The organism is Nocardioides sp., assembly GCF_030149505.1.
Taxonomy (GTDB): Bacteria; Actinomycetota; Actinomycetes; order Propionibacteriales; family Nocardioidaceae; genus Nocardioides.
On record NZ_JASBRN010000074.1, the window covers coordinates 38465 to 62380 of the forward strand.

Here is a 23916-nt window from a genome sequence, read left to right on the forward strand (position 1 = left end):
GGCACGACTCGTCAGGACAGGCTGACCGCGAGGTCCAGCAGCGCCCTGTCGCGACCGGGGGCAGCCAGGAGCGAGACGCCGCAGGGCAGCCCGTCGCGGGTGGCGAGGGGCAGCGAGACGGCCGGTGCGCCGAGCAGCGGGGCCAGGCAGGTCAGCCGGAGGGTCGCGTCGCGGACGGCCTGCACGCCGGCGCCGGGGAAGGGCGCGACCGACGAGGCCGTCGGCAGCACGAGCACCCGGTCGCCCAGCAGGTCACGGAGGCGCTGACGGGCGGTCTGCACGACGTCGTACGCCGCGTCCGCGTCGGGCTTCTCGACCGAGGCGGCGTGGCGGAACCGGGTGCGGACGTCGGCGCCGAGGGTGTCGAGCCGGTCGGCGAGCCAGCCGCCGCGCACCGACCACGCCTCCCACGCCTGCCAGGTGCCGAAGGCACGCACCCACGACGCGAGCTCGCCGAGCGGCCAGCCCTCGCGGACGACCAGCCCCTGGTCGGCGACCCAGGTCTCGACGGCTGCACGCACGTCGGGCTCGGCGGCAGCGAGCAGCTCGGGCACGACGACGAGGTCGGACCCGTCGACGGCGGCGTCGGGCGGCAGCAGCACCTCGCCGACGTCGCGCGCGAGCGTGGGGGAGCGGGTCATCCAGCCGACGGTGTCGAAGCTGGGCGCCAGCGCCATGACGCCGTGCATCGGGACGGTGCCGTGGGTGGGGCGGAAGCCGGTGAGCCCCTGGTACGCCGCGGGCACGCGGGTCGAGCCGGCGGTGTCCGTCCCGAGGCCGATCGTGGCGTGGCCGAGGGAGACCGCGGACGCGGGGCCGTTGGACGACCCGCCGGGGACCCGGCGCGGGGCGCGCGGGTTGGGCGGGGTGCCGTAGTGGTGGTTGGTGCCCCCGAGGGACCAGGCGAACTCGTCGGTGCGGGCGATCCCGGTGATCGCCGCACCGGCCTCGACGAGGGTGTCGACGACCGTGGCGTCGGCGCGCTCGACAGGGGCGGCGGCCTCCCAGGCGGGGTTGCCCGCGCCGACCTTCTGGCCGGCCACGGCGAAGACGTCCTTGACCGCGACGGTCTCCCCGACGAGCGGCCCGGCCGTGGCGCCGGGGACGAGCGGGTCGCCCACGACCCGCCACACGCGAGTGTCGAGGGCGGGCGCCGGGGTGGAGACGTGGGCGGCGGTGAGGCGCCAGCCCTCCGGCGTACGCGCCCAGAGCTGGGACTGCTGGCCGCGGCCGCCGCGGGCGAGCTCGGTGACCGCGACGACGAGCGCGTGGTCGGGATCCGTGACCTGCACGTGGGTCTGGACGACGCGGCGCGCGGGCTCGGTGCCGAGCGTCGGCGCGATGGCGTCGTGGCCGACCAGCAGGCCGTCGGCGTCGCCGCGCAGGGTGCTCGAGCCGGGGGCGGTCAGCTGCGCAAGCGTCTCGGTGTCGCCCGCCGTGAGGGCCTGCTCCCAGGCGCGGAAGGCCTCCACGAGCCCCGGCGGCACGGGCAGGGCGGGACCACCGGTGGACATGGCGCCCACCCTAGGGGCGGGCGCCACGGCCCGGGAGTCAGCCCAGGGGTCAGGCCCAGGACCAGGACGCGAGGACCTGCTCGTTGACCGCGGCGCGCTCGGCCTCGTCGTACTCTGCGTCGGCGAGGCGGATCGTCAGGCGCACCGAGGTGCCGTCGACGACCGCGCCGTAGACATCGGCGTAGTTGCCCTTGGACTCCTTGCCGGAGACGTGCCACATCTCGATGCCGTCGACCTCGACGACGTCCTCGGCGGCGAACTTCTCGCCCAGCCCGTCGAGCGCGATCTCCTGCTGCCGGTCGATCTCGGGTGCCTCACCGGGGAACTCGATCTCCACGAGCGAGACCAGCGCGCCGGACGGCCCGGTGGCGATGACGGCGGGGGACTTCTTGGAAGGCTCGCCGAGCTCGAAGCCGCTAGGCGCCTGGAAGGTCGCGGTCTCGGCCTCGACCTCGGGGCCGGGCTCGGCGGTCTCGGTGGCCTGCGCGGTGGCGTCGGGGTCGCTGGGCTCGTCCTCGCCGGAGCAGGCCGTGGCGCCCAGGGCGAGCGTCACGCCGAGGGCGGCGGCGCCCAGCCGGGCGCGGGTGGAGCGGGTGGTCGAGCGGGCAGGAAGGGCAGTGCCGAGTCGCATGCCACCAGTCCTACAGGACATCGTCGACGAGCCCCGCATCGGCCCGACCGGGTGAATCCGCGTAACGGGTTGGCTCCTACGGTCGTTGCTGGTCTAGACAGGTGCGAGTCGTCTGCGGACGCCTCGCCATGCACCCCATCCGGGAGGAACGACACATGTTCAGCACGGGAACCAAGCGCGGCCTCGCCGCGACCGCGACCTCGGCCCTGGCGATCGCCGGTCTGCCGATGCTCGCGGGGTCCGCGAGCGCGGTCACCCACACCAGCACCCTCGACGCGAACGCCGTCGACCTCGTGCAGCCGGTCTCCACGACGGTCTCGGCCAAGCCCGACGGCCAGAACGCCACGCAGCGGCTCACCGCCCTCGGCGGGAGCAACGTCACCGGCGTGCGCTTCGAGTACCGCATCGGCGACGGTCCGTGGACCGCGATCGGGACCGCCACGACGCGCAACGACGACGGCGCCTTCTTCGTCGAGTGGAACCCGACCGTCATCGCCGGCTCCACCAACGTGACCCTCCGCGCGACCGGGATCGGCCCGGCGACCGAGCCGACCGACACCCTGGGTGGCGTCTCGGTCAACAACAACGCCGACACGGTCAACGTCACGGACGGAGCGACGCTCGACGTCTTCCAGGCGCCCTACACCAACGGCGCGAGCGCGGGTCAGTACGCCGTCGTCGAGGGCACGTCCTCGGCGCCCGGCGCCACCCCGACGCTCGACTTCTACGACCCCAGCGCCGACGGCTTCGCTGGGGCGGGCGACACCACCACCTCGACGACCCCGCAGGCCGGGGTCACCGGCACCTGGCGCGGCGTCCTCGACGTCACCGGCTACGACTACGGCGGCGGCACCGACGAGATCCTGGTCAAGGCCGCCGGCGGCAACGGCACAGCCGACGACGCCGAGTCCTTCGTGATCGACCGCCAGGAGCTCGGCACGGTCACCGCGGAGCCGACGAACGCCAACGTCCCCGGCACCGGCAACGCCGACATCACCATCACCGTCGTGGACGCCGAGGGCGACCCGATCGCCGGCGCCGAGGTGCGCCGTGAGGGTGGGGCGTACGTCGGGCAGACGAATGCGCTCGGCCAGGTCGAGACCACGCAGGCCGGGGGCACCCGCGCCTTCTACTACGCCAACGCCACCGACTCCGACCCCTTCGAGGCGGGCCTGGGCGACAAGCGCTCCCAGGACGTGACCGTCGGCCAGTACGACCCGGAGCCGACCGCGCTCGAGGCCACCTCGGCCAACGGGGAGGCCTTCGACTACGACGAGTACGACGCCGACGACATCCAGGTCCAGGTCAAGGACCAGGAGGGCAACGACGTCCCGTTCGAGCAGGCGACGCTGCAGACGGTGGAGTACACCTGGACCTTCCGCGCCTTCGACGGGGCACCGACCGCCCGGGAGACCGAGGGCACCACGGTCGTCGGCCTGGACGGCAACGCGAACATCCCGCTGCCGCAGGACCGCTCCGAGGGAGGCACCTACACGCTGCGGGCCGCGCTCGTGGCCAACCCGGTCACCGGGGAGGGCGCCGTCGCCGAGTCGGAGGTCCTGGCCGTCAAGGCCGGCCAGGCGGCGATCGAGCTCGCCGACGAGGTCTCCGGCGCGGCAGGCGCGGACGCCGCGGTCGCCGGGACCCTCGCGCTCGAGGACGGCACCGGCCTCCCGGGCCGGCCGGTCACGCTGACCTACACGCCGGGCCAGGGCGGTGACGCCGCCTTCGACCAGCAGAGCGGCGCCGACGACGAGGTCCGCACCGTCACCACCGGCGAGGACGGCTCCTTCTCGGCGACGCTCGACGACCCGGCCGCGGCCCAGGGCCAGCCCCAGGCCACCGAGACCGGGTCCGTGACCGCGGCGACGGCCGACTACGACGACCCCAACACCCCGGTCGACCAGGACAACGCCGACGCGGAGGCCACCGCCCCGGTGACCTTCTTCAACGACGCTGCCCCGGCAGGTGCCGAGGTGGAGGTCACGGGGCTCACGGGCACGGGCAAGCCCGGCGCCCCGTCGTACGGCACGGCGACGGTGACCGACGCCGACGGCGACCCGGTGCCGAACGTCGCGGTGCGGCTCACAGTCGACGGCGACTCCTTCTTCACCAGCGGTCCGGAGAACGGCACCGCAGGCCAGCCGGCCGGCGACCTGGCCGAGCAGGGCCAGGCGATCACCCGGGTCACGAACGCCCAGGGCCAGGTGTCCTTCGCCGTCGGCATCGAGCGCAGCGAGGACTTCGACGACGACGGGGCCGCGACCGACACGGTCACCGCGACCGTCGGTGGCGCCGGCGGCGCCAGCGACACCGCTGACGTCGCGTGGAGCAGCGCCGACCCGCTCAACGCCGGCGAGGTGCTGATCGAGCTCGCGGCGGACCGGTTCCAGGAGTCCGGCGTGCTGCCGAAGGCGCCGACGACCGACGACGTCGCCTACGACGTGAAGGTCACCGACCAGTTCGGCAACCTCGTCGGTGGCGAGGACGTGGCCATCAGTACCGACGGCGGCGAGGTCGTGCGGCCGGGCAACAACGGTCAGGGCGGTCTCACGATCGAGTCGGACTTCGACGCCGACCCGGAGTTCTCGCTCTCCTCCGACAGCGAGCAGGACGCCACCCCGACCGGCACGTGGGCCGCGGACACCTCGGTGTACGCCGCAGACAGCACCGGCCCGCAGGGCGACGCCGACGACGACGCCGACATCGCCACCACGCAGGGCACCGACCCGACGACGGGGGAGGGTCCGACCGCGCAGTTCTACGAGGTCGACTTCGCCGCCGGCACCTACACGCTGGCCCAGCAGGGCGCAGAGCAGCGCGAGGTCGGGGAGACGGTCGTGATGACCTACACGGCCACCGACCAGGAGGGCGAGCCGATCGAGTTCGAGGTCGCCTTCTTCCGCACCGGCCCCGGCAACGACGACGACGGGTCGGCCAACGACCGGGTCGCCACGGGCGAGGACGGCCAGGCGTCGTACGTCTTCTCCGGCAACGCCGAGGGCCGGGCGCGCGTGTCGGGCATCGGGTACGTCGGCAACGAGGTGCAGCCGGAGTCCGAGGCCAGCGACACCGTGTCGTTCGGCCGGGTCGACGAGCCGGGTGACCCGATCACCATCACCCTGGCCGCCGACAGCAACGGTCCGCGTAAGGACATCGTGCGTGCCGACGTCGACAACGCCGTCGGCGAGACGATCCGGCTCTACGTCATCCGCGGCACCAAGGCGAAGGGCAACAAGCGCCTCGTCGAGGTCCGCGAGGACGTCGTGCCAGACGGGGGTCAGATGACCTTCAAGAAGGCCGACCGCAACGGCAACAAGAAGACCCGCTTCATCGCCAAGATCCGCAGCGGTGGGGTCGTCTACAAGTCGAACACGCAGAAGCCGCGCTGACCTGCCGATAGGTCACCCATGACGGCCCGGGTGCTGCTGCCGCTGGCAGCGCCCGGGCCGTCGTCTGTCCGGGTCGGCGGTTGAGGAGGTTGCGCAGCAACCGTCTCGAAACCCCGACGTCGTACTGATGGTCGAGCAGGCGAGCGCCAGCGAGCCGTCGTCGAGACCGCGTGGGCTGCCCGCCCACCGCGACCCCCGCCCAGAGCCCCCCAGTACCGTCCCGCCTATGACTTCCGAGTGGGACCGCCATTTGTCGCTCGAGCCCCTGGGCGAGGGCCGGTACGCCGGCGCGCTGGACGCCGGCTGGTCGGTCGGCGGCGGCATCAACGGCGGCTTCCAGCTGGCCCTGGCCGGTGCCGCGATCAGCGCCCACCTGCCCGGGAAGCCCGACCCGGTCACGGTCTCGGCCTACTACCTCTCCGCCGGCACCCCCGGGCCTGCCGAGGTGAGCGTCGACGTACGCCGTGACGGCGGCCGGCTGGCCACGGTCTCGGCCGACCTCGTGCAGGACGGCCAGACCCGCCTGACCCTGCTGTCGACGTACTCCGACCTCGACCGGTTCGAGGGCGACGTGCGCACGACCGCCGTCGAGCCGGAGCTGCCGCCGCAGGAGGAGTGCGCGGGACCGGAGGACGTGCCGGAGTTCGTGCTCGAGATCGCGCCGATGATGCGGCGCTTCGAGATGCGGTTCCCGGTCGAGCAGACCGCGTGGGTCCGCGGCGAGACGCGCGGGGAGGGGCACTTCTCGGCGTGGTTCCGGTTGAACGACGGGCGGGAGCCGGACCCGGTCGCGCTGCTGATGGTCCTCGATGCCCTGCCGCCGGTGACCTTCGACCTCGGGATGGTCGGGTGGGCGCCGACCCTGGAGCTGACCTGCCACGTGCGCGCCAAGCCGGCGCCGGGGTGGCTGAAGGTGCAGCACCACACGCGGAACTTCGCGGGTGGGATGTTCGAGGAGGACTGCGAGGTCTGGGACTCCACCGGGCGTCTCGTCGCCCAGTCGCGGCAGCTGGCGCTGGCGCCCCGGGTGGGCTGAGGCTGGCCGAGTCCTACTCCTCGAGGAGGACCGGCGCGGGCTTCGGCGCCGGGCGCCCGAGCCCGTCGCTGTCGCGGATGGCGGGACCGACCCGACGCCACCAGGTGACGACAGGGGCGTCGGGACTCGCCTTCGCCCCGAGCGGCTTGGGCAGGTGGTGGGGGGCCTGGAGCCCCGTGGCGTAGAGCGCGGCCCGGCGTACCGAGGCGTTGTCGTGCTGCATCGCGACCTTGATCCGCTCCTGCTCCGCGGTCGTGAGCCGCTGGGGTGAGCGAGCCAGGCTGATGAGGGCGCGGCGCTGCGTGCGCGGGTGGTCGGTGTCGACGAGGGCGACGACGTCCTCGCGCCGCCGACCGTGCCCCAATGCCCAGACCGCCTCCCACGCGCGCTCGTCGAGGAGCTCCCGCTCGGAGCGGGCGAGGCTGATGAAGCAGTCGGCCACGGCAGGGGCGTAGGGGCTCAGGCCGAGGGCATAGGTCGCGAGCCGGCGCCGGTTGCCGCTGACGTGGCACAGCGCCTCGCGCACGAGCCGCTGCAGCAGCTGGTCGGGCTCGGCGGTGTAGACCGCCGGCGTCATCGCCTGCACCTGGCTGGCGACGGTGCGGCTGATCTGGCGGCTGGCGTCCTTGCCGGCGAGGTCCTTGGTCTCGCGCGCGGTGAGCACACGGGTGCGCAGCGGCCCGTCCTTGAGGGTGCGGGCCACGCGGGCGAAGGAGTCGTCGGGCAGGTGGGTGAGCAGGTCGAGCAGGTCGGCGCCGCGCTTGTACGCCGGCACGAGCAGCCCGCGGATCGCGTGCTGCTCCAGCTGGGCCAGGGGCGCGCCGTCGAAGTGGCCGCGGGCGACCTTGGTCGCGGCGACCTGGATCGCACCCAGGGCGAGCGCCTTGTTGTCGGAGTCGAGCAGCTTGAGCACCAGCGCGCTGGCGGCCGGGTCCTCCAGCTGCTGCAGCAGCCCGAGCATCGGGTTGACGACCTGGACGTCGTCGTCGGTGAGCCAGGCGCCGAGGGCGTGCAGGACGTGCCGCTGGCCCACGGGGTGGTTGATGAGGGTGCTGAGCGCCTCGAAGCGCCTCAGCTGGTCGATGCCGGTCGTGCGGGCCAGCTCCTGGACGAGTCGCTCGCACAGGAGCGTCCAGTGGCGCGTGGGCAGGAGGACGAGCTCGAAGTGGTCGAGCTCGGTCACCAGCGTCAGCCAGTCGCCTCCGGTCATGGCGTCACCGGACGCGGTGGCCTTGTCGATCAGACCCATGATGAGGGCGTCCGGAGCGGTGTCGCTGCGCTCGGCGAAGGAGACCCGCTCGGGGGCCTTGCCCGCGGGGTCGCTGTCGCGCACCAGCTGGCGGTTGGCGGCGACCAGGGCCCCCTCGGGGAGACCGAGGACGGTCTCGTAGCCGCGCAGGGCCTTGAACGTGATCGGGTGCTGCCCGGACTCCCACCGGCTGAGGCGGCTCAGGTCCGTGGTGACCCCCGCGTCGCGCAGCGCCCCGACGAAGACCGACCGCTCGGCGTACGCCGTCTCGCGACCGAGCGAACGGCATGTGACCAACAGCCATGCCGTACGTGCCCAGGGGTCGTAGTACCCCTCGTCCATGGAGGTCAGATCGTCCGGCATCTGCGGGGGGCGGCCGCGCCGCTTCTTGCGGGCGCCGTTGCCGTCGCCCGGGCCGCCTGCGCCGCCTGTGCGGCCGTCGCGAGGCGCGGCTGGGCCCACTCCCACTCCTCTGCCGTGGCGTCCGGGTTACGGGTACGCCGGTGAAATCTGCTGGTGACCTGGCGCACACGTTATTGCATGGCAGAAAGTAAAGAACACAAAACCCGCGTGCCGACTCGGGGAGTCCCTAATGTGCCACCCGTCCAGACAACTGCCTCTGTGGTTGTCCGGATCCGGCCTCGGGGTCGGTGGCTCGGGATCTGTGTCGAGCCAGTCCTTACAACCTTCAGAAGGGTTACAACCAGAATGAACAGCAGCGGCATCAAGCGGGGCCTGGCCACCACGGCCGTCTCCGCTCTCGCGATCGCGGGTCTCCCGCTCTTCGCTTCCTCGGCATCGGCGGACGTAGCCAACAATGCGGAGATCAAGGTCGTCTCAGTTACCAACGTCCGCAATGCCGGCACCTACGGTGGCCAAGTCGTCCTGAACGTCAAGGGCATCTGGGAGGACGTAGTTGCTCCCGGGAACGCGAACAACGTTCGCGACGCCGGTGAGCTGCCTGACCAGGCCAAGTTCCTCCTTCGAGCGGAGAACCCGGCGGACGGTAGCGAGGACAAGGCCGGCGTTCAGGACCTGGACCTCAAGGCTGCCTCTGTCATCGCGGATGGCGCCAACGGCGACACCACCAAGAACGACGGTTTCGACACGGTCGTGCTTCGAGTTGCCGCCACCACCCAGCAGGTGGGCGACACGGCCAAGTTCTCGGTCATCTACGACGAGGCGAACGCCGGCACCTACAACCTCGGCGAGCCCTTCGTGAAGACCGCGGTCACCACCGTCGGCGCCCCCACCACCTTCGCGCTTTCCCCGGCCTCGCAGACTGGCGCCCTCAACCAGGCGGTCGACTACAACGCTCGTCTGACCGACGCAGCAGGCCGTCCGACCCAGCTCAACGCTGGTGAGACCGTTGCGCTCACGTCCGACACGGGGGCTGTCGACTTCAACACCGCGACCGGCGCCCTCGACGCCAATGGCGCTCTCACCGCTGCGGACCTCATCACCGGCTCCGCGACGGTGACCGTCGCGGGTACGACGACGGTGGTGCACACCATCACGGGTGACCCGACCGAGGCGGGCGTGTCCAACGGCACCGCCAAGCTCGACGTCCTCAAGGGTGCGACGATCTCCAACACCGAGGTCGACTTCGTTACCGGAGCTGACAGCTGGGATGGCTTCGGTGGTGACACCTTCGGCAACGGCGTGCTCGTGCGGGTCGACCAGCCCTCCATCACCGTTAACATCAAGGGCGGCGCTGCTGACGCCGGCGGCACCGTCCCGGTGACTGTCTCCTCGGCGAACGGCATCACCTTCGGCGGCAAGACGAGCCAGCAGTTCCTCGTCACCCTCAACGGTGACTCGGTGGGCTCGTTCACCATCACCCCGGACGCCGGCACCATCGCCGACGGCCGCACCATCAGCGTCAAGGGCTTCGACGCCGACACCACGATCGCCTACGCGATCGCTCGTGTGAACAACGCGAACACGAAGACCGACGCCGGCACCTACATCTCGTCCTACACCGGCACCGTGTCGCCGAAGGTCACTGTGCGTGACCAGTTCGGCAACCCGGTCTCGGGTGTCTGGGTCTCGGTCCAGCGCACTGGTGGCGCGAACGCCGACGCCTCGCCGTCGGCGCGCAAGCAGACCGGCGCCGACGGCACCGTGTCCTTCGACCTGACGTCGACCAAGGCGACTGCCACCAACAACACCAAGGACGACCTCGTCGTGCGGGTGTACCCGAACGAGTTCTCGGCGGCCGGCGACTTCCTTGTTCAGGCTGACAAGGCGGACATCGTCTACACGGCTGATGGCAAGGGCTCGGAGTTCTCGCTCCGTGGCGACAACATCGCCCTGGCTGGCGCTGCCTACGACCCCAAGTCGGTCTTCGCGGAGCCGCTGACCGACGCCAAGGCCGACACCGACGCGAACGAGTACATCAAGCTCGACGTCACCGGTGGCACCGGCGGCGCTCCGGTCACGATCTCGGTCGACGGTGGTGCCAAGGTCATCGACCCGGCCGCCACCCCCTCGGTGTGGCTGTCTGACGGCAAGGACTCCATCTCCACCTCGCTCGACAACGGTGGCGCCAAGACCTTCCGGATCGTGGGCACCAAGACGGGCACCGTCAACGTGACCGTCACCAGCGGTGGCTTCACCAAGACCAGCCAGGTGACCATCCGCGCCGCGGCCGCTCCGGTTGCTCGCAACGTCGCCCTCACCGGGCCGACGGCGGCCACCTCCGGCAGCACCGCTGTGTTCGTCGCCAAGGTGACCGACGCCTTCGGAAACCCGGTTCCGGGCTTCGGTGTTGGTGGTCTGTCGATCCAGGTTGCGGGCCCCGCTCGCCTCCAGGGAACTGACGCGGTCACCGACGCGAACGGTGAGCTGAAGATCAACGTGGCGCTTGACAGCGACGCTGACGCCCCGGTCACCGTCTCCGTCCTTGCCACTGGTGGCCAGTTCGGTGCCAACGCGAACAGCACCACCGCTGCTCCGGGCGACGCCAACAACGCCCGCGGCCTCACGGCTTCGGTGCGCCAGGCCTCTGCTCAGATCGCCGAGGTCACCGACCTGGCCGCTCTCGAGCAGGCCGTGGCCGACGCCGAGAAGGCTCTCGCGGACGCTGAGGACGCTCTTGCCGCTGCGCAGGGCAACCTGGACGTTGCTCAGACCGAGCTCGCGGTTGCTCAGGCGAACGTCGACACGCTGAAGGCCAAGAAGGCGAAGCTCCGTAAGAAGCTCAACAAGGCCAAGGCCAACGACAACAAGCAGAAGGCCAAGACGACCCGCAAGAAGCTGCGTGCCGTCAAGCGCAACCTGTCTGCTGCTCAGGACCAGGTCACCATCGCCACGGCGAAGGTGGCAGCTGCCCAGGGTGTTGTCGACAACCGTACCGAGGACGTTGCCGAGGCCCAGGCCGACCTGGACCAGGCTGAGCAGAACCTCGAGGACGCCCAGAACGGCTGATTCGACTGGGATCGAGACGCTCTGAGCATCTCGAACACGGGGAGGTCCCCGGGGCTCCGGCCCCGGGGACACTCCTCCTCCGGGAGGGCAGTTTGACTCCCACCCTCTAGCTCTCTGAGCCGGAGACACAGACGCGGTCCGGGCCTTTCTTTGTTGCCGCTGCTCAAGAAAGGTCCGGACCGCCTGTCACACCCTAGGGCAGACAGGTCCTCTGGCTAGGTCACCGGGGCCGCACACACTGTGTGCGGCCCCGGTGGCTATTTCGGCGTGTCTAGTGACTAACGGTCGGCCGCAGCTGGACGATCGCTCGGCGGCCGGGGTGCTCGGCGGGGGTCCAGAGGTGGCCGCTCTCGTCTCTCGTCAGGTCCTCTACGCCGATAGGCAGGGCGCCGCGGTCGGGGTTTCGAGACGGTTGCTGCGCAACCTCCTCAACCGCCGACACGTGATGGAGGGAGCCGCGGGTCCAGGGGCCGTGGGAGGTGGACACCACCAAGCCGCTGTCGGTCGCCGTCACGCCTTGCATCCCCTTGGGGCCGGTGGCTAGCAGCTCGACGGGGCCGGCCGGCTGGCCGTCCGCTACCGGTAGGAGCCAGACGCGGGTCGTCCTGTTCCCGCGGCCGTACTCGCCGGCGTACAGGTGGGTGGGTCCGGGGTTTCGAGACGGTTGCTGCGCAACCTCCTCAACCGCCGGACCGACGGGCGGAGCAAGTTCCTGGACGGCCGGACCGCTTGCGTCGAGAAAGGACCAGCGGAGGGGTGGGCCGTCGGCTGGGGCAGCGGGGCGGTGGACGGCCGTTGCCTGCCAGGTCGCGGGGTTTCGAGACGGTTGCTGCGCAACCTCCTCAACCGCCGCTAAGTCGTCCGTATGGAATGTCCAGAAGCCTTTGCCGGTGGCGGCGACGTACAGCCAGCCGTCGGCCCAGGCGAGGCCGCCGGCGTGGATCTTCAGCGGGTCACCAGTGGGAGTCAGCAGCGTGACGTGGGCGTAGCGGCGGGTCTCGAGGTCGACGACCGAGACGCGGGAGCCGCCGGACTTGGCGTACCAGGAGACCAGCAGCCGCTCGCCGGCCCAGGTGATGCCCTGGGGCCACCACTCGCGGGTCCACTGGTCCTCCCAGTCCCAGGACCACGCACGCTCGGCCAGGCGGCCGTGGAGGAGTCGCACGACCGGGACCCGGTGCAGGCGCCGGGTCAGCGGCACCGAGAGCAGGGCGTTCACGCGCGCCTCCGGGTCGCGATCGCGACACCCACCGTCGACAGCGCGAGGCCGACCAGGGCCAGCGGGGACAGGGTCTCGTCGAGCACCAGCCAGGCCGAGACTGCCGTGACGGGCGGCATGAGGAAGAAGAGCGACGCGCTCGCGCCTGCTCCACCGCGGCGTACGAGCAGGCCGAGCAGGAGCAGGCCGCCGAGCGAGTTCACCCCGGCCATCCACAGCACCGACAGGCTGGCCGCCAGGGGAGCGGACACCGAGGGAGCGCCCTCGAGCACCACCGCCAGCAGCAGCAGCGGCGGCACGCAGACCGCGCACTGGAGCGTCGCCGACCACACCGCGTCGGTCCGCACGCCGATCCAGCGCTGCCCGAGCGTGCCGAGCGAGAGTGCCGCCAGCGAGACCAGGCCCAGCAGCAGGCCCCACAGGCCGCCGGCGCTCGAGATGTCCGGCCCCAGCACGACGAGCACTCCGGCCACGCCCAGGCCGAACCCCAGGACCTGGCGCTGCGTCAGGCGCTCCCCGAGCAGGACCCCGGCCAGCACCGCGGTCAGCACCGGCGACAGCGCGTGCAGCAGTGCGGCGATGGTGGCCTGCAGGCCCAGCTCGAACGCGGCGTACACCGAACCGAAGAAGACCGCGTTCATCACCAGCCCCGACGCCGAGACCCGCAGCAGGTCCTGGCGCGAGATCCGCAGCGCCCCGTGCCGGAAGCGGGCCAGCGGGTAGAGCAGCAGCGCGGCCACGGCGAAGCGCAGCGTCACGACCCAGAACGGCGAGACGGCCTCGACCCCGATCGGACCCGCGATGTAGCCCGAGGCCCACACGAAGACGAACAACGCCGCCGGCAACGCGGGCAGCCCGCTCACCGGGGCGAGCGGGGTTGGCGCGGTCCGAGAGGTCACCGGCACAGCGTGCCGCACGAGGGTTGCCTCAGGGGTGGTCGCTCGTCGGCGCACCGGCGTCAGCTGGTGCGGGCCTGTGGACGACGCCCGGCCGTGCTGCTCCGGACGTGCTGGACTCGAGCCCTGATCGAGGAGGGGCATGAACGCTAGAATTCTGCTCATGGAGTCATACCCGTTGGCCGAGGTCCGACAGGACCTGTCGAAGTTCGTCGAGGCAGCGGTCACCACCCACGCCCGGATCGACATCACCCGCAACGGCAAGCGCGCCGCCGTGCTGCTCGCCGCCGACGACTACGACGCCCTGGTCGAGACCCTCGACGTGCTGTCGGATCGCGAGCTCGTCGCCGAGCTGCAGGAGGCGATCGCCGAGGTGGAGCGGGGTGAGGTCTTCACCCTGGAAGAGGTCGAGGCCGAGATGCGTGAACGTCGGGCGCGAGGGAAGTGACCTACCAGGTCGTCCTGTCGCGGGCTGCGAAGCGAGCGCTGTCGCAGCGACTGCCCGAGGGGGTTGCCGCGGCCTGTGTCGAGTTCCTGCGCGGTGATCTGTCCTCCAACCCGCGCCGCGTCGGGAAAGCCATGCGCGGTCCCGAGGCCGCGGGCGTGTGGACGGCACGTCGCGGAGCGTTCCGCATCCTCTACCGGATCGAGGACGACCGGTTGGTGATCCTGGTGCTCACCATCGACCACCGGCGCGACGTCTACCGCCGGTGAGGGGCCGCCGCGCGCTTCCAGGCGGGGCCAGCGCTCCAGATCAGGCTGGTGAAGGGGCCTCGTGGCTCGCTTCGATCGCACCTCGACCACCGGGCGCCGGGTCTCGACGACGCTCCTCGCTGGCGCTCGTCGCTGCTCGACCAACGGCGACGTCCTTGGTTTCGAGACGGCGCTGGCGCGCCTCCTCAACCGGCGGACCAGTCTGCTCGACCAGCGGCGACGTCCTTGGTTTCGAGACGGCGCTGGCGCGCCTCCTCAACCGGCGGACCAGTCTGCTCGATCATCGCTGCCCGATAGGGTCCGACCCGTGAGGAAGGTGGTGGTGGCGGCCGCGATCGTGCGCGGTGGGCGGGTGCTGGCGGCCCGGCGTACGACGCCACCGGAGGCCGCGGGGCGCTGGGAGCTCCCGGGGGGCAAGTGCGAGCCGGGCGAGCCGCCGGCGGCGGCGCTGGAGCGCGAGGTCGCCGAGGAGCTCGGCTGCGAGGTCGAGGTGACCGCGTGGCTGCCCGGAGCGACGCCGATCGGGGAGACCCACGAGCTGCGCGCCGCGCTCGCCCGCCTCACCCGCGGCGAGCCCGCGCCCACCGAGCACGACGGCACCCACGACGAGGTCCGCTGGCTGACGGCCGACGAGCTCGACCCGGCCCATGAGAACGCCGTCGACTGGCTCGAGCCCGACCGCCCGTTCCTGCCTCACGTCGCCGCCGCCCTGCGCCAGCAGGCCAGGGACACGCGCAGGATCATCGTCTTCGAGGCCGAGCACGCCGAGGCGATCGAGCAGCGGCTGCGCCACGACGGGTTCGACGCCGAGGTCGTGCGCGAGCGGCTGCAGGGCGAGGACGACGACGAGGACCACCCCTGGGCGGTGCTGACCGACGCGCCGAGCATCGTGGCCGAGGTGCTCACCGACGAGTACGACGGGTGGCTCGACGAGGACGGACCCGACAGCACCCCGGAACAACGAGGCCCCGCAGCGGGTTCACCGCTCGACCTCCCGACCGCCCCGCGCCGCATCAAGAGGACCCCATGACCCTGCAGCCCAGCGACCAGCGTCTCCTCCTCGTCCACGCTCACCCCGACGACGAGGTCATCGGCAACGGCGCGACGACGGCGAAGTACGTCGCCGAGGGCCGCCACGTCACGATCGTCACCTGCACCGCGGGCGAGATGGGCGAGATCCTCGTGCCCGAGTTGGCCCACCTGGCCGCCGACCGCGACGACGCGCTGGGCGAGCACCGACGCGGCGAGCTCGAGGACGCCATGGCCGCCCTCGGCGTCACCGACCACCGCTGGCTCGGCGGCTTCGGCCGGTTCCGCGACTCGGGCATGAAGTGGCACGAGGCCGGCTACGCCGTGGCGGCCGACGAGACCGACGAGCGCGCCTTCGCCAACGCCGACCTCACGGTCGCCGCCGACGAGCTGGTGCGGATCATCCGCGAGGTCCGCCCCCAGGTGATGGCGACCTACGACCAGTTCGGCGGCTACGGCCACCCCGACCACATCCAGGCGCACCGGGTGGCGACGTACGCCGCACACCTCGCCGGCGTCCGCTCCTACAGGCCAGAGCTCGGCGAGTCCTGGGAGATCAGCAAGATCTACTGGAACGCCATGTCGGAGTCGCGGATGCGCGAGGGCCTGCGCAAGCTGCGCGAGGCCGGCGAGGACACGTTCTTCGAAGGCATGGACCCCGACGGCCCGATGCCGCACTTCGTCACCCCCGACGAGCTGCTCACCTGCGCCGTCGACGCCACGGCGTACGTCGATCGCAAGATGGCCGCGATGAAGGCGTACCCCACCCAGATCCAGCTCGACGGGCCGTTCTTCGCGCTGTCCAACAACGTCGGCGACACCGCGTGGGGCGTGGAGTTCTACCGGCTGGCGCAGGGGCCGCTCGGACCGGTCGGTGAGGACGGCCTGGAGACCGACCTCTTCGCCGGTCTCTGAGGCGCCCGTGGCCCGCGTCGGACTGCTGCTGCTCGGCCTGGTGACCGGGCTGGCCGGCGCCGTGCTGCACCAGTCCTGGGTCTGGCTGGCGGTGACCGCGGTCGCCGGGTCCCTGATCCTCGTGGCCGCCCCGGCACGGGCGCGGGTCTGGTGGGCCGTCGGCTTCGCGGCCGTGCCGCTCGTGCTGTCCTGGCCGCGCCCCGAGGGTGACGCCGTCATCTCCGGGACCGGTGGGTTGCTGCTGGCCTGCCTGGTCGCCGCGTGGCTCGGCGTCTCCGTCGCAGGCCTGCTGCCCGGCGCCTCACGATCCCGCCCTGTGGCGGAGGAATCGGCTTCTGTCGCCCCTTCTTCCTAGACTCGCGGCATGGCAAAGGACTCCGGACGCGAGACGTTGGGCGGCAAGGCGGTCCTCGTCGCCCTCGCCACCGTGCTCCTCCTGGCCGGGGGGCTGTACGCCGCTGCGGGGGCGTTCGCGAGCGACCGGGTGCCCCGGGGCACGACCGTGGCGGGGGTCGAGGTCGGCGGGAAGTCGCCCGAGCAGGCCCGCCGCACCCTCGAGCGCGAGCTGGCCGAGCGCGTCGAGGCGCCCCTCACCGTGACGGTGGAGGGTGAGTCCGTGGAGGTCAGCCCCCAGGAGGCCGGCCTCGCGCTCGACCTCGACGGCACCGTCGAGGCCGCGGGCGCGGGGGACTCCTGGGCCCCGGACCGCCTGTGGGACTACTGGACCGGCGGCGACGAGGTCGAGCCCGTCCTCGACGTCGACGAGTCCGCCCTCGAAGCGACGATCGAGCGCCTCGACTCCGAGCTCGGCACCGAGCCGGTCGACGCGACGGCGACCTTCACCGCCAGCACGGTCCGCACCACGCCCGCCACGACCGGTCGGCTGCTGGACGAGGAGGCTGCGCGCGAGGGCCTGCTGTCGGCGTACCTCGCCGAGGAGCCGACCGTCGAGCTGGAGCTGGTCGACGTCGAGCCGACGATCACCGACGCCGAGATGGAGGAGGCGGTCAGCGAGCTGGCCAACCCCGCGCTCTCCGGCCCGGTGACCCTGGTCTTCGGCGACAGCCCGGTGACCCTGCGACCGCGCGACTACGCGCCGGCGCTGAGCCTGGAGGCCGACGGCGACGAGCTGGAGCTGGCCACCGACCTCGACGTCGTGAAGCGGCTGGTCGGTGACGCCACCGGTGCACCGGTCGACGCGACCTGGCGCCTGGTCGACGGCAAGCCTCGCGTGGTCCCCGCCAAGCCGGGCGTGTCCTACGAGGACGGCGCGGTCACCGACACCTTCCTCGAGCTGCTGACCCGCCCCGAGGGCGAGCGCACCGGCGAGGTCGAGGCCGAGGTCGAGGAGCCGGACGTCAGCACCAAGGAGGCGCGCTCGTGGAAGATCCGGGAGCGGGTGTCGACCTTCACGACCGAGTACCCCCACGCCGACTACCGCAACACCAACATCGGCCGCGCCGCCGAGCTGGTGAACGGCACCGTGCTGGCGCCGGGCGAGACCTTCTCGATGAACGACATCGTGGGGGAGCGGACCCGCGAGAACGGCTTCACCGAGGGCTTCGTCATCTCCGACGGCATCCTGCGCGAGGACCTCGGCGGCGGCGTCTCCCAGCTGGCCACGACGCTGTTCAACGCGATGTTCTTCGCCGGGCTCGAGGACGTCGAGCACAAGCCGCACTCCTTCTACATCGACCGCTACCCGGTCGGTCGCGAGGCCACCGTGGCGTGGGGCGTGCTGGACCTGCGGTTCAGGAACGACACCGACCACGGCGTGCTCGTGCAGTCCTTCATCAACCCCAGCACCCCCGGCACCACCGGGTCGGTGACGGTCAACATGTACTCCACGAAGACCTGGGACGTCACCGCCCGGGCCAGCGAGCGCTACAACTACACCTCGCCCGACGTGCGCTACCTGCAGACGCCCGACTGCTACGCCTACACCGGGTCCTCGGGGTTCACCATCGACGTCTTCCGCGACTTCCGGCGCCCGGGCGAGTCCGAGGTCGTGCGCACCGAGAAGTTCAACACCGTCTACACCCCCAGCGACTCGGTGCGGTGCGGGCCGCCCCCGGGCCAGGGCGGCGGGAACGGCGGCGGGAACGGCGGCGACGACACCTGATCTCCGGGGCCGGGGTTTCGAGACGGTTGCAGAGCAACCTCCTCAACCGCCGGCGGCCGGCTCGACCGCCGGGGTTTCGAGACGGTTGCGGAGCAACCTCCTCAACCGCGGTCAGCTGGTGGGCGGGGGCTCCAGGTAGCGCACCACATGGTGCACCCCCAGCCCCAGCCCGTCGTAGAGCGAGCGCGCCGCGACGTTGTCGGTCTCCACGTGCAGCCACGCGGTGAGAGCGCCGCGCTCGGCACCCCAGTCGAGCAGCGTCGCCATCACCGCGCGCGCCAGCCCGCGCCGGCGCTGGTCGATGCGCACCCGCAGGTCGTGCAGGCCCAGCCAGTCGCCGTCGAGCACGGCGCGGCCCTCGGCGAGCGGCTCGCCGGACCCGGGTACGACGACGAGGACCCGCTCCTCGTCGGACTCCGGCGCGACGACCGCCTCGTCGCCGGCCCCGCCCGAGGCTCGCAGGCCGCGCAGCGTGCGTGAGATCGACCCCAGCCGCAGCTCGGCCTCCCCGTGCGGCAGCGGGCGCCAGCCCAGGGCGAGCAGCCCCGCCTCGACGTCCGACCCGGCCTCGACCTGCGCCAGCGGGTCACGGTCGCGGACGGCGTACCACTGCTGGACCGTGGCGGCGGACTCCGCCAGCGGGAGGCCCGGTGCGCCGAGGGCCAGGCAGGAGTTGACCCGCTTGTAGAGGCGGCCGACCGGGGCCGGGTCGGTGCGCAGCAGCCACTCGCCCAGCGGTTCGGTCTGCGTGCCGGGGAACATCCGCACCACGCGCAGCTCGGCCTCGCGGGCGGGCACCCGCTGGCGCACCGAGGGGCGTGGCGGCACGGGCTTGCCCGACACGATGTCGGCCAGGGCGATCCGCACCGGCTCCTGGCTGCCCCGACCGTCGGGCTGGACCACGCAGAACCCCTCGCTCCACGACAGGCAGGTGCCGAGCAGGTCGGTCAGCGCCGGCCCGCCGCTGGGCCCGGTCTCGCCGCGCACGACCCGGCGTACGACGACGCGCTGCCCGACCACGTGCGGGCCGAGGCTGGCGGCCTGACCCGTGAGCCGGTCGCGGCCAGCGGCCTCGGCCGAGGTCACGGGCGCCAAAGGGTGGGCTTCCTCGTCGTCCGGCACGACGGGATACTAGGCTGTTCACGCTGTAGACCGGACAGGTGTCCGGCGTCGCGACCGAGCAGGCGAGAGCCGCCCCAGGAGGATTCCGGTGACCTACGTCATCTCCCAGCCGTGCGTGGACCTCAAGGACCGCGCGTGTGTGGATGAGTGCCCCGTCGACTGCATCTACGAGGGCAAGCGGATGCTCTACATCCACCCCGACGAGTGCGTCGACTGCGGTGCCTGTGAGCCGGTCTGCCCGGTGGAGGCGATCTTCTACGAGGACGACGTCCCGGAGGAGAACAAGGAGTACTACGACGCCAACGTGCACTTCTTCGACGAGATCGGCTCGCCGGGCGGTGCCGCGAAGATGGGCGAGATCGACCACGACCACCCGATGGTCGCGGCCCTGCCCCCGCAGAACCAGGACCACTGAGCACTCCGCGTGAAGGCCCGGGCACCCGCCCGGGCCTGCGGATCGACGGCCGCCGGGTCTCGGACCGTCTGCCCGACTTCCCGTGGGACTCGCTCGCCGAGCACAAGGCGCGCGCCCAGGCGCACCCTGACGGCATCGTCGACCTCTCGATCGGTACGCCGGTCGACCCGACCCCCGCGGTCGCGCAGGACGCCCTGCGCGCCCACTCGGGGTGGCCGGGCTACCCGGTCACGATCGGTCTCGAGCGCACCCGCCAGGCGGCGGTCGACTGGCTGGCGCGTCGTCACGGGGTGAGCGGGCTGGGGCTCGAGCACGTCATCCCCTCGATCGGCTCCAAGGAGCTGGTGGCCACGTTGGCCCACCACCTCGGGGTCGGCCCGGGGGACACCGTGGTGTTCCCGGAGTTGGCCTACCCGACGTACGAGGTCGGGGCGGTGCTGGCCGGCGCCACCCCCGTCGCGACGGACTCGCTGCTCTCGCTCGGCCCGACGGTCCCGGCGCTGCTGTGGCTCAACAGTCCCTCCAACCCGACCGGTCGGGTGCTGCCCGTCGACCACCTGCGCAAGGTCGTCGACTGGTGCCGCGAGCGCGGGACGGTGCTGGTCTCCGACGAGTGCTACCTGGAGTGTGCGTGGGAGGCCGAGCCGGTCTCGGTGCTGCACCCGTCGGTCAACGGCGGGTCGCTCGACGGCATCCTCGCGCTGCACTCGCTGTCCAAGCGCTCCAACCTCGCGGGCTACCGCTGCGCCTTCGTCGCGGGCGACCCCGCCCTGGTCGCCGAGCTGCTCGCGGTCCGCAAGAACCTCGGGCTGATCATGCCGGGGCCGATGCAGCAGGCCATGGCAGCCGCCCTCGACGACGATGCGCACGCCGACGAGCAGCACGCGGTGTACGCCGCCCGCCGTGCCTCGTTGCGCACCGCCCTCGAGGGGGCGGGGTTCCGGGTCGACCACTCCGAGGCCTCGCTCTACCTGTGGAGCACCCGCCTGGTCGATGGCGTCGAGCAGGACTGCTGGAACACCGTCGCCTGGCTGGCCGACCGCGGCATCCTCGTGGCCCCCGGCTCCTTCTACGGCCGCGCCGGCAACCGGCACGTCCGGGTCGCCTTCACCGCCACCGACGACCGGATCGCGGCCGCGGTCTCCCGGCTGTCCTGACGCGTGAAGCGGACTACCCCGGCCCGCGGCCCGCGGCCCCCTATAGTTCCGCCAACCGCTGCTTCGCGTGCGCGGACATCCGGTCCCGCAGGTCCGGGTCGACGCCGGGCAGCTGGGCCAGCAGGTCGAGGAGCTGCTGGAGACCGGACGACTCGCCCTGGGCATCGCCCTGGAGCACCGCGCCGGCCGCCTGGTCCAGGGGCGGGCGGAGGTCGTCGTACGCCGCCTGAGTGACGTCGCCGCGGGCCCGCGCCTGGTCGAGGTTGGCGCGCAACGTTGCGCCGTCGGCGGTCACGAAGACCCCGCACTCGGTGAGCACCGAGGCGTTGCCGACGAGGTCAACGGCATCGTGGCGGTAGGCGTGGTACCCCGGCCCCAGGTCGTACGCCGACAGCAGGCCGCCCCGGGGCACGACGGCTGTCTGCCCGGGTGAGCCGACGTCGCTGACGGTCGTGGACGCCGCACCGACGCCGGCCCCGGAGTCGGTGACCTCCCAGTCGAGCGACCAGGACTCGGCGCTGGTCACCTTGTTCGGGAGCCCGCACCGCTGCACGGGCGGGGTGTCGTCGACGTCGTAGGTGACCAGCCCGCCCTTGGGCTCGTCGACGGGGTGGCAGGGGTCGCCGCCCTGGTGCCGCACCTCGACGGGTCCGGAGCGTGAGGGCAGCGTGACCGTGGTGCCCGCGGGGCCGCTGACGAGCGGCTCCGACCCGACCCGCACACGCACGACCAGGTCCTCGGGAGCGAAGACTCGGCCCCGGTCGTCGGTCTCCTCCGCATCGACGCGCAGCACCGTCCCGGGCGCAACGAAGCCCCCGGAGCGTGCCCCGCTGACCACCGCCAGCGACGACTCCGGCGGCGCCGGGTCGTTGACCACGTCACCGGAGGGGTCGTCGCCGTAGTCGGGGAACGGGTCGAAGGGGCCCTTGCGCTGCCAGTCGGCGAACAGCGTGCGGAAGGCGGGCCGCAGCACGCAGCTCTCCCACAGCGGCATCGTCCCGGTGCCACCGTCGAGCGCGGCGTCGCGCGGCACCGCCTCGGACTCGGCCTCGCAGGAACCGACCAGGGTGGGGGTGCACCAGATCGGCTGGCCGTCGCGGCGCCAGGCATGGTCGGAGTCGATGTTGCGCAGCCAGGGCTCGCCGCCGCCGAGCGACCAGGTCATGACGTTGCGACGCACCAGCCGGTCGGGGTCCCCGCCGGTGCCCCCGGAGTAGGTGGCGACCGGACGCCCCAGCAGGTCGGTCAGCAGGTCGTCGAGGGCCGCGCCGTCCAGCAGCACGAGCCGCGAGAGGACCGCGGTGTTGGCCAGCGGCGAGAAGGTGTCGAGGTCGAGCTCGGTGCCCGGCGGGTGCTTGCTGCGCTCGTCGAGGTCGGTGTCCAGGCCGAGCAGCGCGTCCACCCGCTCGCGCGCGTCCTCGGGGAAGAGGTCGCGGTCGTTGAAGACGCTCAGCGACCCGGGGAGGTCGCGGCCGTAGGTGCCGTCGAGGTAGGTGCCGGGCGAGCGCAACGCGTCGAACCACACCTCGAGGTCGAAGCCGAGCACCTTGCTGATCGCGTCGTTGACCAGCTCGCTCAGCCACTCCTCGGCCCGGGTCACGAGCTCCGCGAGCGGCTGCGGCACGAGGAAGTCCAGTCGGTCCTCGACGAAGCGCATCACCCGCCGGAACCGGTCCCACGCCTTGAGGAAACGGTCCGGTGCCCCGAGCATCGAGCCGATCCGAGGGCCCTGGGTGGTGAGGTAGCGCTCGTCCTGGAGGAACCACAGCATCGTGTCGATCGTCGAGACGGCCTCCTCGCAGACCCGTCGCGTGGCGGAGTCCTCCGGGCCGTCGTTGCGGCACAGGTCGTCCTGGGCCTGGCGGCGCACGGCGGGCTCGAAGAGCCCCAGCACGAAGGCCTCGCCGACCCGGCCCCAGCGCTCCAGCCCGGCCGCCACGTCCTCGGACCACTCCAGCGCGTAGCGGCGCCCGGCCTGCTCGGCCACCTTGCGGACCCGGCACCCGACCGTCGCGCACTGGGCGACCTTGCGCCGCACCTTCGACTTGCTCCAGGGCAGCTTCCCGGCCGGCGTGATGGCTGTACGCAGCAGCGAGTCGTGCAATCCGTAGAAGCCGCCGATCAGCGGGCCGCGCTCGGCCGTCGGCTGGCCGTTCGCCGGGGCATCGGCGAAGGCGCGGCCCCCGAAGCGCCCGCCCGGGACCCGTGGTCGCTCCACGAAGGTCTCCCAGACGAAGAGGTCCGGCGGGGCCGCGAGCCCGACCCGCGGCGTGCTGTCGTCGGACACCCCGCCCTCGACCGGCTCCCGGTCCGGGTGCGCGTCGAAGCCGCGCGTCACCTCGCCGACGTACCCCTCGACCACGATGTGCCGCAGCGCGACCGCGGCGGCCTCGGCGTCGGAGGCGACCTCCTCGAGAGCAGGGAAGACGCCCTCGGCGTACTCGTTGACGAAGGTGTGCGCCCACACGTCGCCGGCCGCGTGGGTGAGGAAGCCGTAGGCGAAGGCGAGCACCTGCTGGCGCTCGAGGGCGGTGTATCGCGGGTCCTCCTGGGCGTCCCACGCCTCGTCGAGCACGTGGACGAGCCAGTCGCCGGTGGTCGCGGTCGGTACGCCGTCGGGCCCGGGCTCCGTGCCCGGGTGCACCACGGACTGGCCCATCACCAGGTCGGGGAAGGCGTCGGGGCCGATGACGCCGGCGCGGTACTGCTCCGGTGCCGCCAGCAGCGCCGCCGCCACCCGCTCGTCGAGCGGGTAGGTGCCACCCGCGACCTCGACGCTCCCGTCGGCGGCGTCGACCAGCGCGAGGTCGGCCGACCACGTGTGCGTGTAGGGCTTCCAGGCCCGCGCCGGGCTGCGGATCAGCTCGACGGCCAGGAGCGAGGCGAGCATCGCGAGCGTCGTGGCGAGGACGAGCGCGATCTGACCGTGACGGAGCTGGAGACGGGGCGCATGACGCATGGGGGACCTCCCGGCAGGTCCTGCTCACGGTAGTGCCGGGCCCGGGGGCGGTCCACGGGTCGCGGGGTAGTCCGCACTCGATTTCACCCTCAGCTCGAGCTGAGGGTGACATTTCGT

General features: G+C 72.3%; 18 protein-coding genes. 11 read left to right on the top strand and 7 right to left on the bottom strand.

What is annotated here, in order from left to right; all coding sequences use genetic code 11:
* Window positions 1-11: 11 nt before the first annotated feature.
* Together Q1V71_RS16995 and Q1V71_RS17000 are read right to left on the bottom strand one after the other, a co-directional pair.
* Entirely contained in the window at window positions 12-1514 is a 1503-nt protein-coding gene (locus Q1V71_RS16995; RefSeq protein ID WP_300645334.1) for an AtzH-like domain-containing protein, read from the bottom strand.
* Between the two features lie 49 nt (window positions 1515-1563).
* Window positions 1564-2145: a hypothetical protein gene (locus Q1V71_RS17000; RefSeq protein ID WP_300645335.1), complete on the bottom strand. Its 582-nt coding sequence runs from the start codon at window positions 2143-2145 to the stop codon at window positions 1564-1566.
* Between the two features lie 155 nt (window positions 2146-2300).
* Here Q1V71_RS17000 and Q1V71_RS17005 point away from each other — a divergent pair, with 155 nt between their 5' ends.
* On the top strand, window positions 2301-5537 hold the full coding sequence (locus Q1V71_RS17005) for a hypothetical protein (RefSeq protein WP_300645336.1): 3237 nt from the start codon (window positions 2301-2303) through the stop codon (window positions 5535-5537).
* A 226-nt stretch (window positions 5538-5763) separates the two neighbouring features.
* Entirely contained in the window at window positions 5764-6573 is an 810-nt protein-coding gene (locus Q1V71_RS17010; protein ID WP_300645338.1) for a thioesterase family protein, read from the top strand.
* Window positions 6574-6586: 13 nt separating this feature from the next.
* Here the strand turns inward: Q1V71_RS17010 and Q1V71_RS17015 are convergent, their stop codons facing one another.
* Window positions 6587-8284, bottom strand: a complete 1698-nt coding sequence (locus tag Q1V71_RS17015; RefSeq protein WP_300645340.1) for a hypothetical protein — start codon at window positions 8282-8284, stop codon at window positions 6587-6589.
* Window positions 8285-8338: 54 nt separating this feature from the next.
* Here Q1V71_RS17015 and Q1V71_RS17020 point away from each other — a divergent pair, with 54 nt between their 5' ends.
* Window positions 8339-11251: an Ig-like domain-containing protein gene (locus tag Q1V71_RS17020; RefSeq protein WP_300645341.1), complete on the top strand. Its 2913-nt coding sequence runs from the start codon at window positions 8339-8341 to the stop codon at window positions 11249-11251.
* A gap of 271 nt (window positions 11252-11522) precedes the next feature.
* On the opposite strand, the gene Q1V71_RS17025 is transcribed toward Q1V71_RS17020, so the two are convergent.
* Both Q1V71_RS17025 and Q1V71_RS17030 read right to left on the bottom strand, forming a co-directional pair.
* Window positions 11523-12470 (bottom strand): hypothetical protein, encoded by a 948-nt coding sequence (locus Q1V71_RS17025; RefSeq protein WP_300645342.1) that lies wholly within the window; start codon window positions 12468-12470, stop codon window positions 11523-11525.
* On the bottom strand, window positions 12467-13369 hold the full coding sequence (locus Q1V71_RS17030; protein WP_300645344.1) for a DMT family transporter: 903 nt from the start codon (window positions 13367-13369) through the stop codon (window positions 12467-12469). Before Q1V71_RS17030 ends, Q1V71_RS17025 begins: the two co-directional genes overlap by 4 nt.
* Window positions 13370-13529: 160 nt before the next feature.
* Between Q1V71_RS17030 and Q1V71_RS17035 the strand changes: the two genes are divergently transcribed.
* The 6 genes from Q1V71_RS17035 to Q1V71_RS17060 all read left to right on the top strand — a co-directional run bounded on the left by Q1V71_RS17035 (window position 13530) and on the right by Q1V71_RS17060 (window position 18146).
* Window positions 13530-13814 (top strand): type II toxin-antitoxin system Phd/YefM family antitoxin, encoded by a 285-nt coding sequence (locus Q1V71_RS17035; RefSeq protein ID WP_300645346.1) that lies wholly within the window; start codon window positions 13530-13532, stop codon window positions 13812-13814.
* A complete protein-coding gene (locus tag Q1V71_RS17040; RefSeq protein ID WP_300645347.1) occupies window positions 13811-14080 on the top strand; it encodes a type II toxin-antitoxin system RelE/ParE family toxin in 270 nt (89 codons plus the stop codon). Before Q1V71_RS17035 ends, Q1V71_RS17040 begins: the two co-directional genes overlap by 4 nt.
* A gap of 307 nt (window positions 14081-14387) precedes the next feature.
* Window positions 14388-15110 (top strand): NUDIX domain-containing protein, encoded by a 723-nt coding sequence (locus Q1V71_RS17045; protein WP_300645348.1) that lies wholly within the window; start codon window positions 14388-14390, stop codon window positions 15108-15110.
* Window positions 15107-16024 carry an N-acetyl-1-D-myo-inositol-2-amino-2-deoxy-alpha-D-glucopyranoside deacetylase gene (gene mshB, locus Q1V71_RS17050; RefSeq protein WP_300645350.1) on the top strand — a complete coding sequence of 306 codons (918 nt, stop codon included), beginning with the start codon at window positions 15107-15109 and terminating at the stop codon, window positions 16022-16024. Before Q1V71_RS17045 ends, mshB begins: the two co-directional genes overlap by 4 nt.
* A gap of 7 nt (window positions 16025-16031) precedes the next feature.
* Window positions 16032-16379, top strand: a complete 348-nt coding sequence (locus Q1V71_RS17055; protein WP_300645352.1) for a hypothetical protein — start codon at window positions 16032-16034, stop codon at window positions 16377-16379.
* A 9-nt stretch (window positions 16380-16388) separates the two neighbouring features.
* A complete protein-coding gene (locus Q1V71_RS17060) occupies window positions 16389-18146 on the top strand; it encodes a VanW family protein (protein ID WP_300645353.1) in 1758 nt (585 codons plus the stop codon).
* Window positions 18147-18257: 111 nt separating this feature from the next.
* Here the strand turns inward: Q1V71_RS17060 and Q1V71_RS17065 are convergent, their stop codons facing one another.
* A complete protein-coding gene (locus tag Q1V71_RS17065) occupies window positions 18258-19268 on the bottom strand; it encodes an N-acetyltransferase (protein WP_300645354.1) in 1011 nt (336 codons plus the stop codon).
* Between the two features lie 88 nt (window positions 19269-19356).
* Between Q1V71_RS17065 and fdxA the strand changes: the two genes are divergently transcribed.
* Both fdxA and dapC read left to right on the top strand, forming a co-directional pair.
* Complete coding sequence (gene fdxA, locus Q1V71_RS17070) at window positions 19357-19683, top strand: ferredoxin (RefSeq protein ID WP_300645355.1); 327 nt, start codon at window positions 19357-19359, stop codon at window positions 19681-19683.
* Between the two features lie 68 nt (window positions 19684-19751).
* Window positions 19752-20840: a succinyldiaminopimelate transaminase gene (gene dapC, locus Q1V71_RS17075; RefSeq protein WP_367280158.1), complete on the top strand. Its 1089-nt coding sequence runs from the start codon at window positions 19752-19754 to the stop codon at window positions 20838-20840.
* Window positions 20841-20880: 40 nt separating this feature from the next.
* Here dapC and Q1V71_RS17080 read toward each other — a convergent pair whose 3' ends face one another.
* Window positions 20881-23799, bottom strand: a complete 2919-nt coding sequence (locus Q1V71_RS17080; RefSeq protein ID WP_300645356.1) for a hypothetical protein — start codon at window positions 23797-23799, stop codon at window positions 20881-20883.
* Between the last annotated feature and the right edge of the window lie 117 nt (window positions 23800-23916).

Coding starts and splice junctions, on each gene's coding strand:
- Q1V71_RS16995 (WP_300645334.1), bottom strand. CDS start 1,514: ATGTCCACCGGTGGTCCCGCCCTGCCCGTGCCGCCGGGGCTCGTGGAG.
- Q1V71_RS17000 (WP_300645335.1), bottom strand. CDS start 2,145: ATGCGACTCGGCACTGCCCTTCCTGCCCGCTCGACCACCCGCTCCACC.
- Q1V71_RS17005 (WP_300645336.1), top strand. CDS start 2,301: ATGTTCAGCACGGGAACCAAGCGCGGCCTCGCCGCGACCGCGACCTCG.
- Q1V71_RS17010 (WP_300645338.1), top strand. CDS start 5,764: ATGACTTCCGAGTGGGACCGCCATTTGTCGCTCGAGCCCCTGGGCGAG.
- Q1V71_RS17035 (WP_300645346.1), top strand. CDS start 13,530: ATGGAGTCATACCCGTTGGCCGAGGTCCGACAGGACCTGTCGAAGTTC.
- mshB (WP_300645350.1), top strand. CDS start 15,107: ATGACCCTGCAGCCCAGCGACCAGCGTCTCCTCCTCGTCCACGCTCAC.
- Q1V71_RS17060 (WP_300645353.1), top strand. CDS start 16,389: ATGGCAAAGGACTCCGGACGCGAGACGTTGGGCGGCAAGGCGGTCCTC.
- Q1V71_RS17080 (WP_300645356.1), bottom strand. CDS start 23,799: ATGCGTCATGCGCCCCGTCTCCAGCTCCGTCACGGTCAGATCGCGCTC.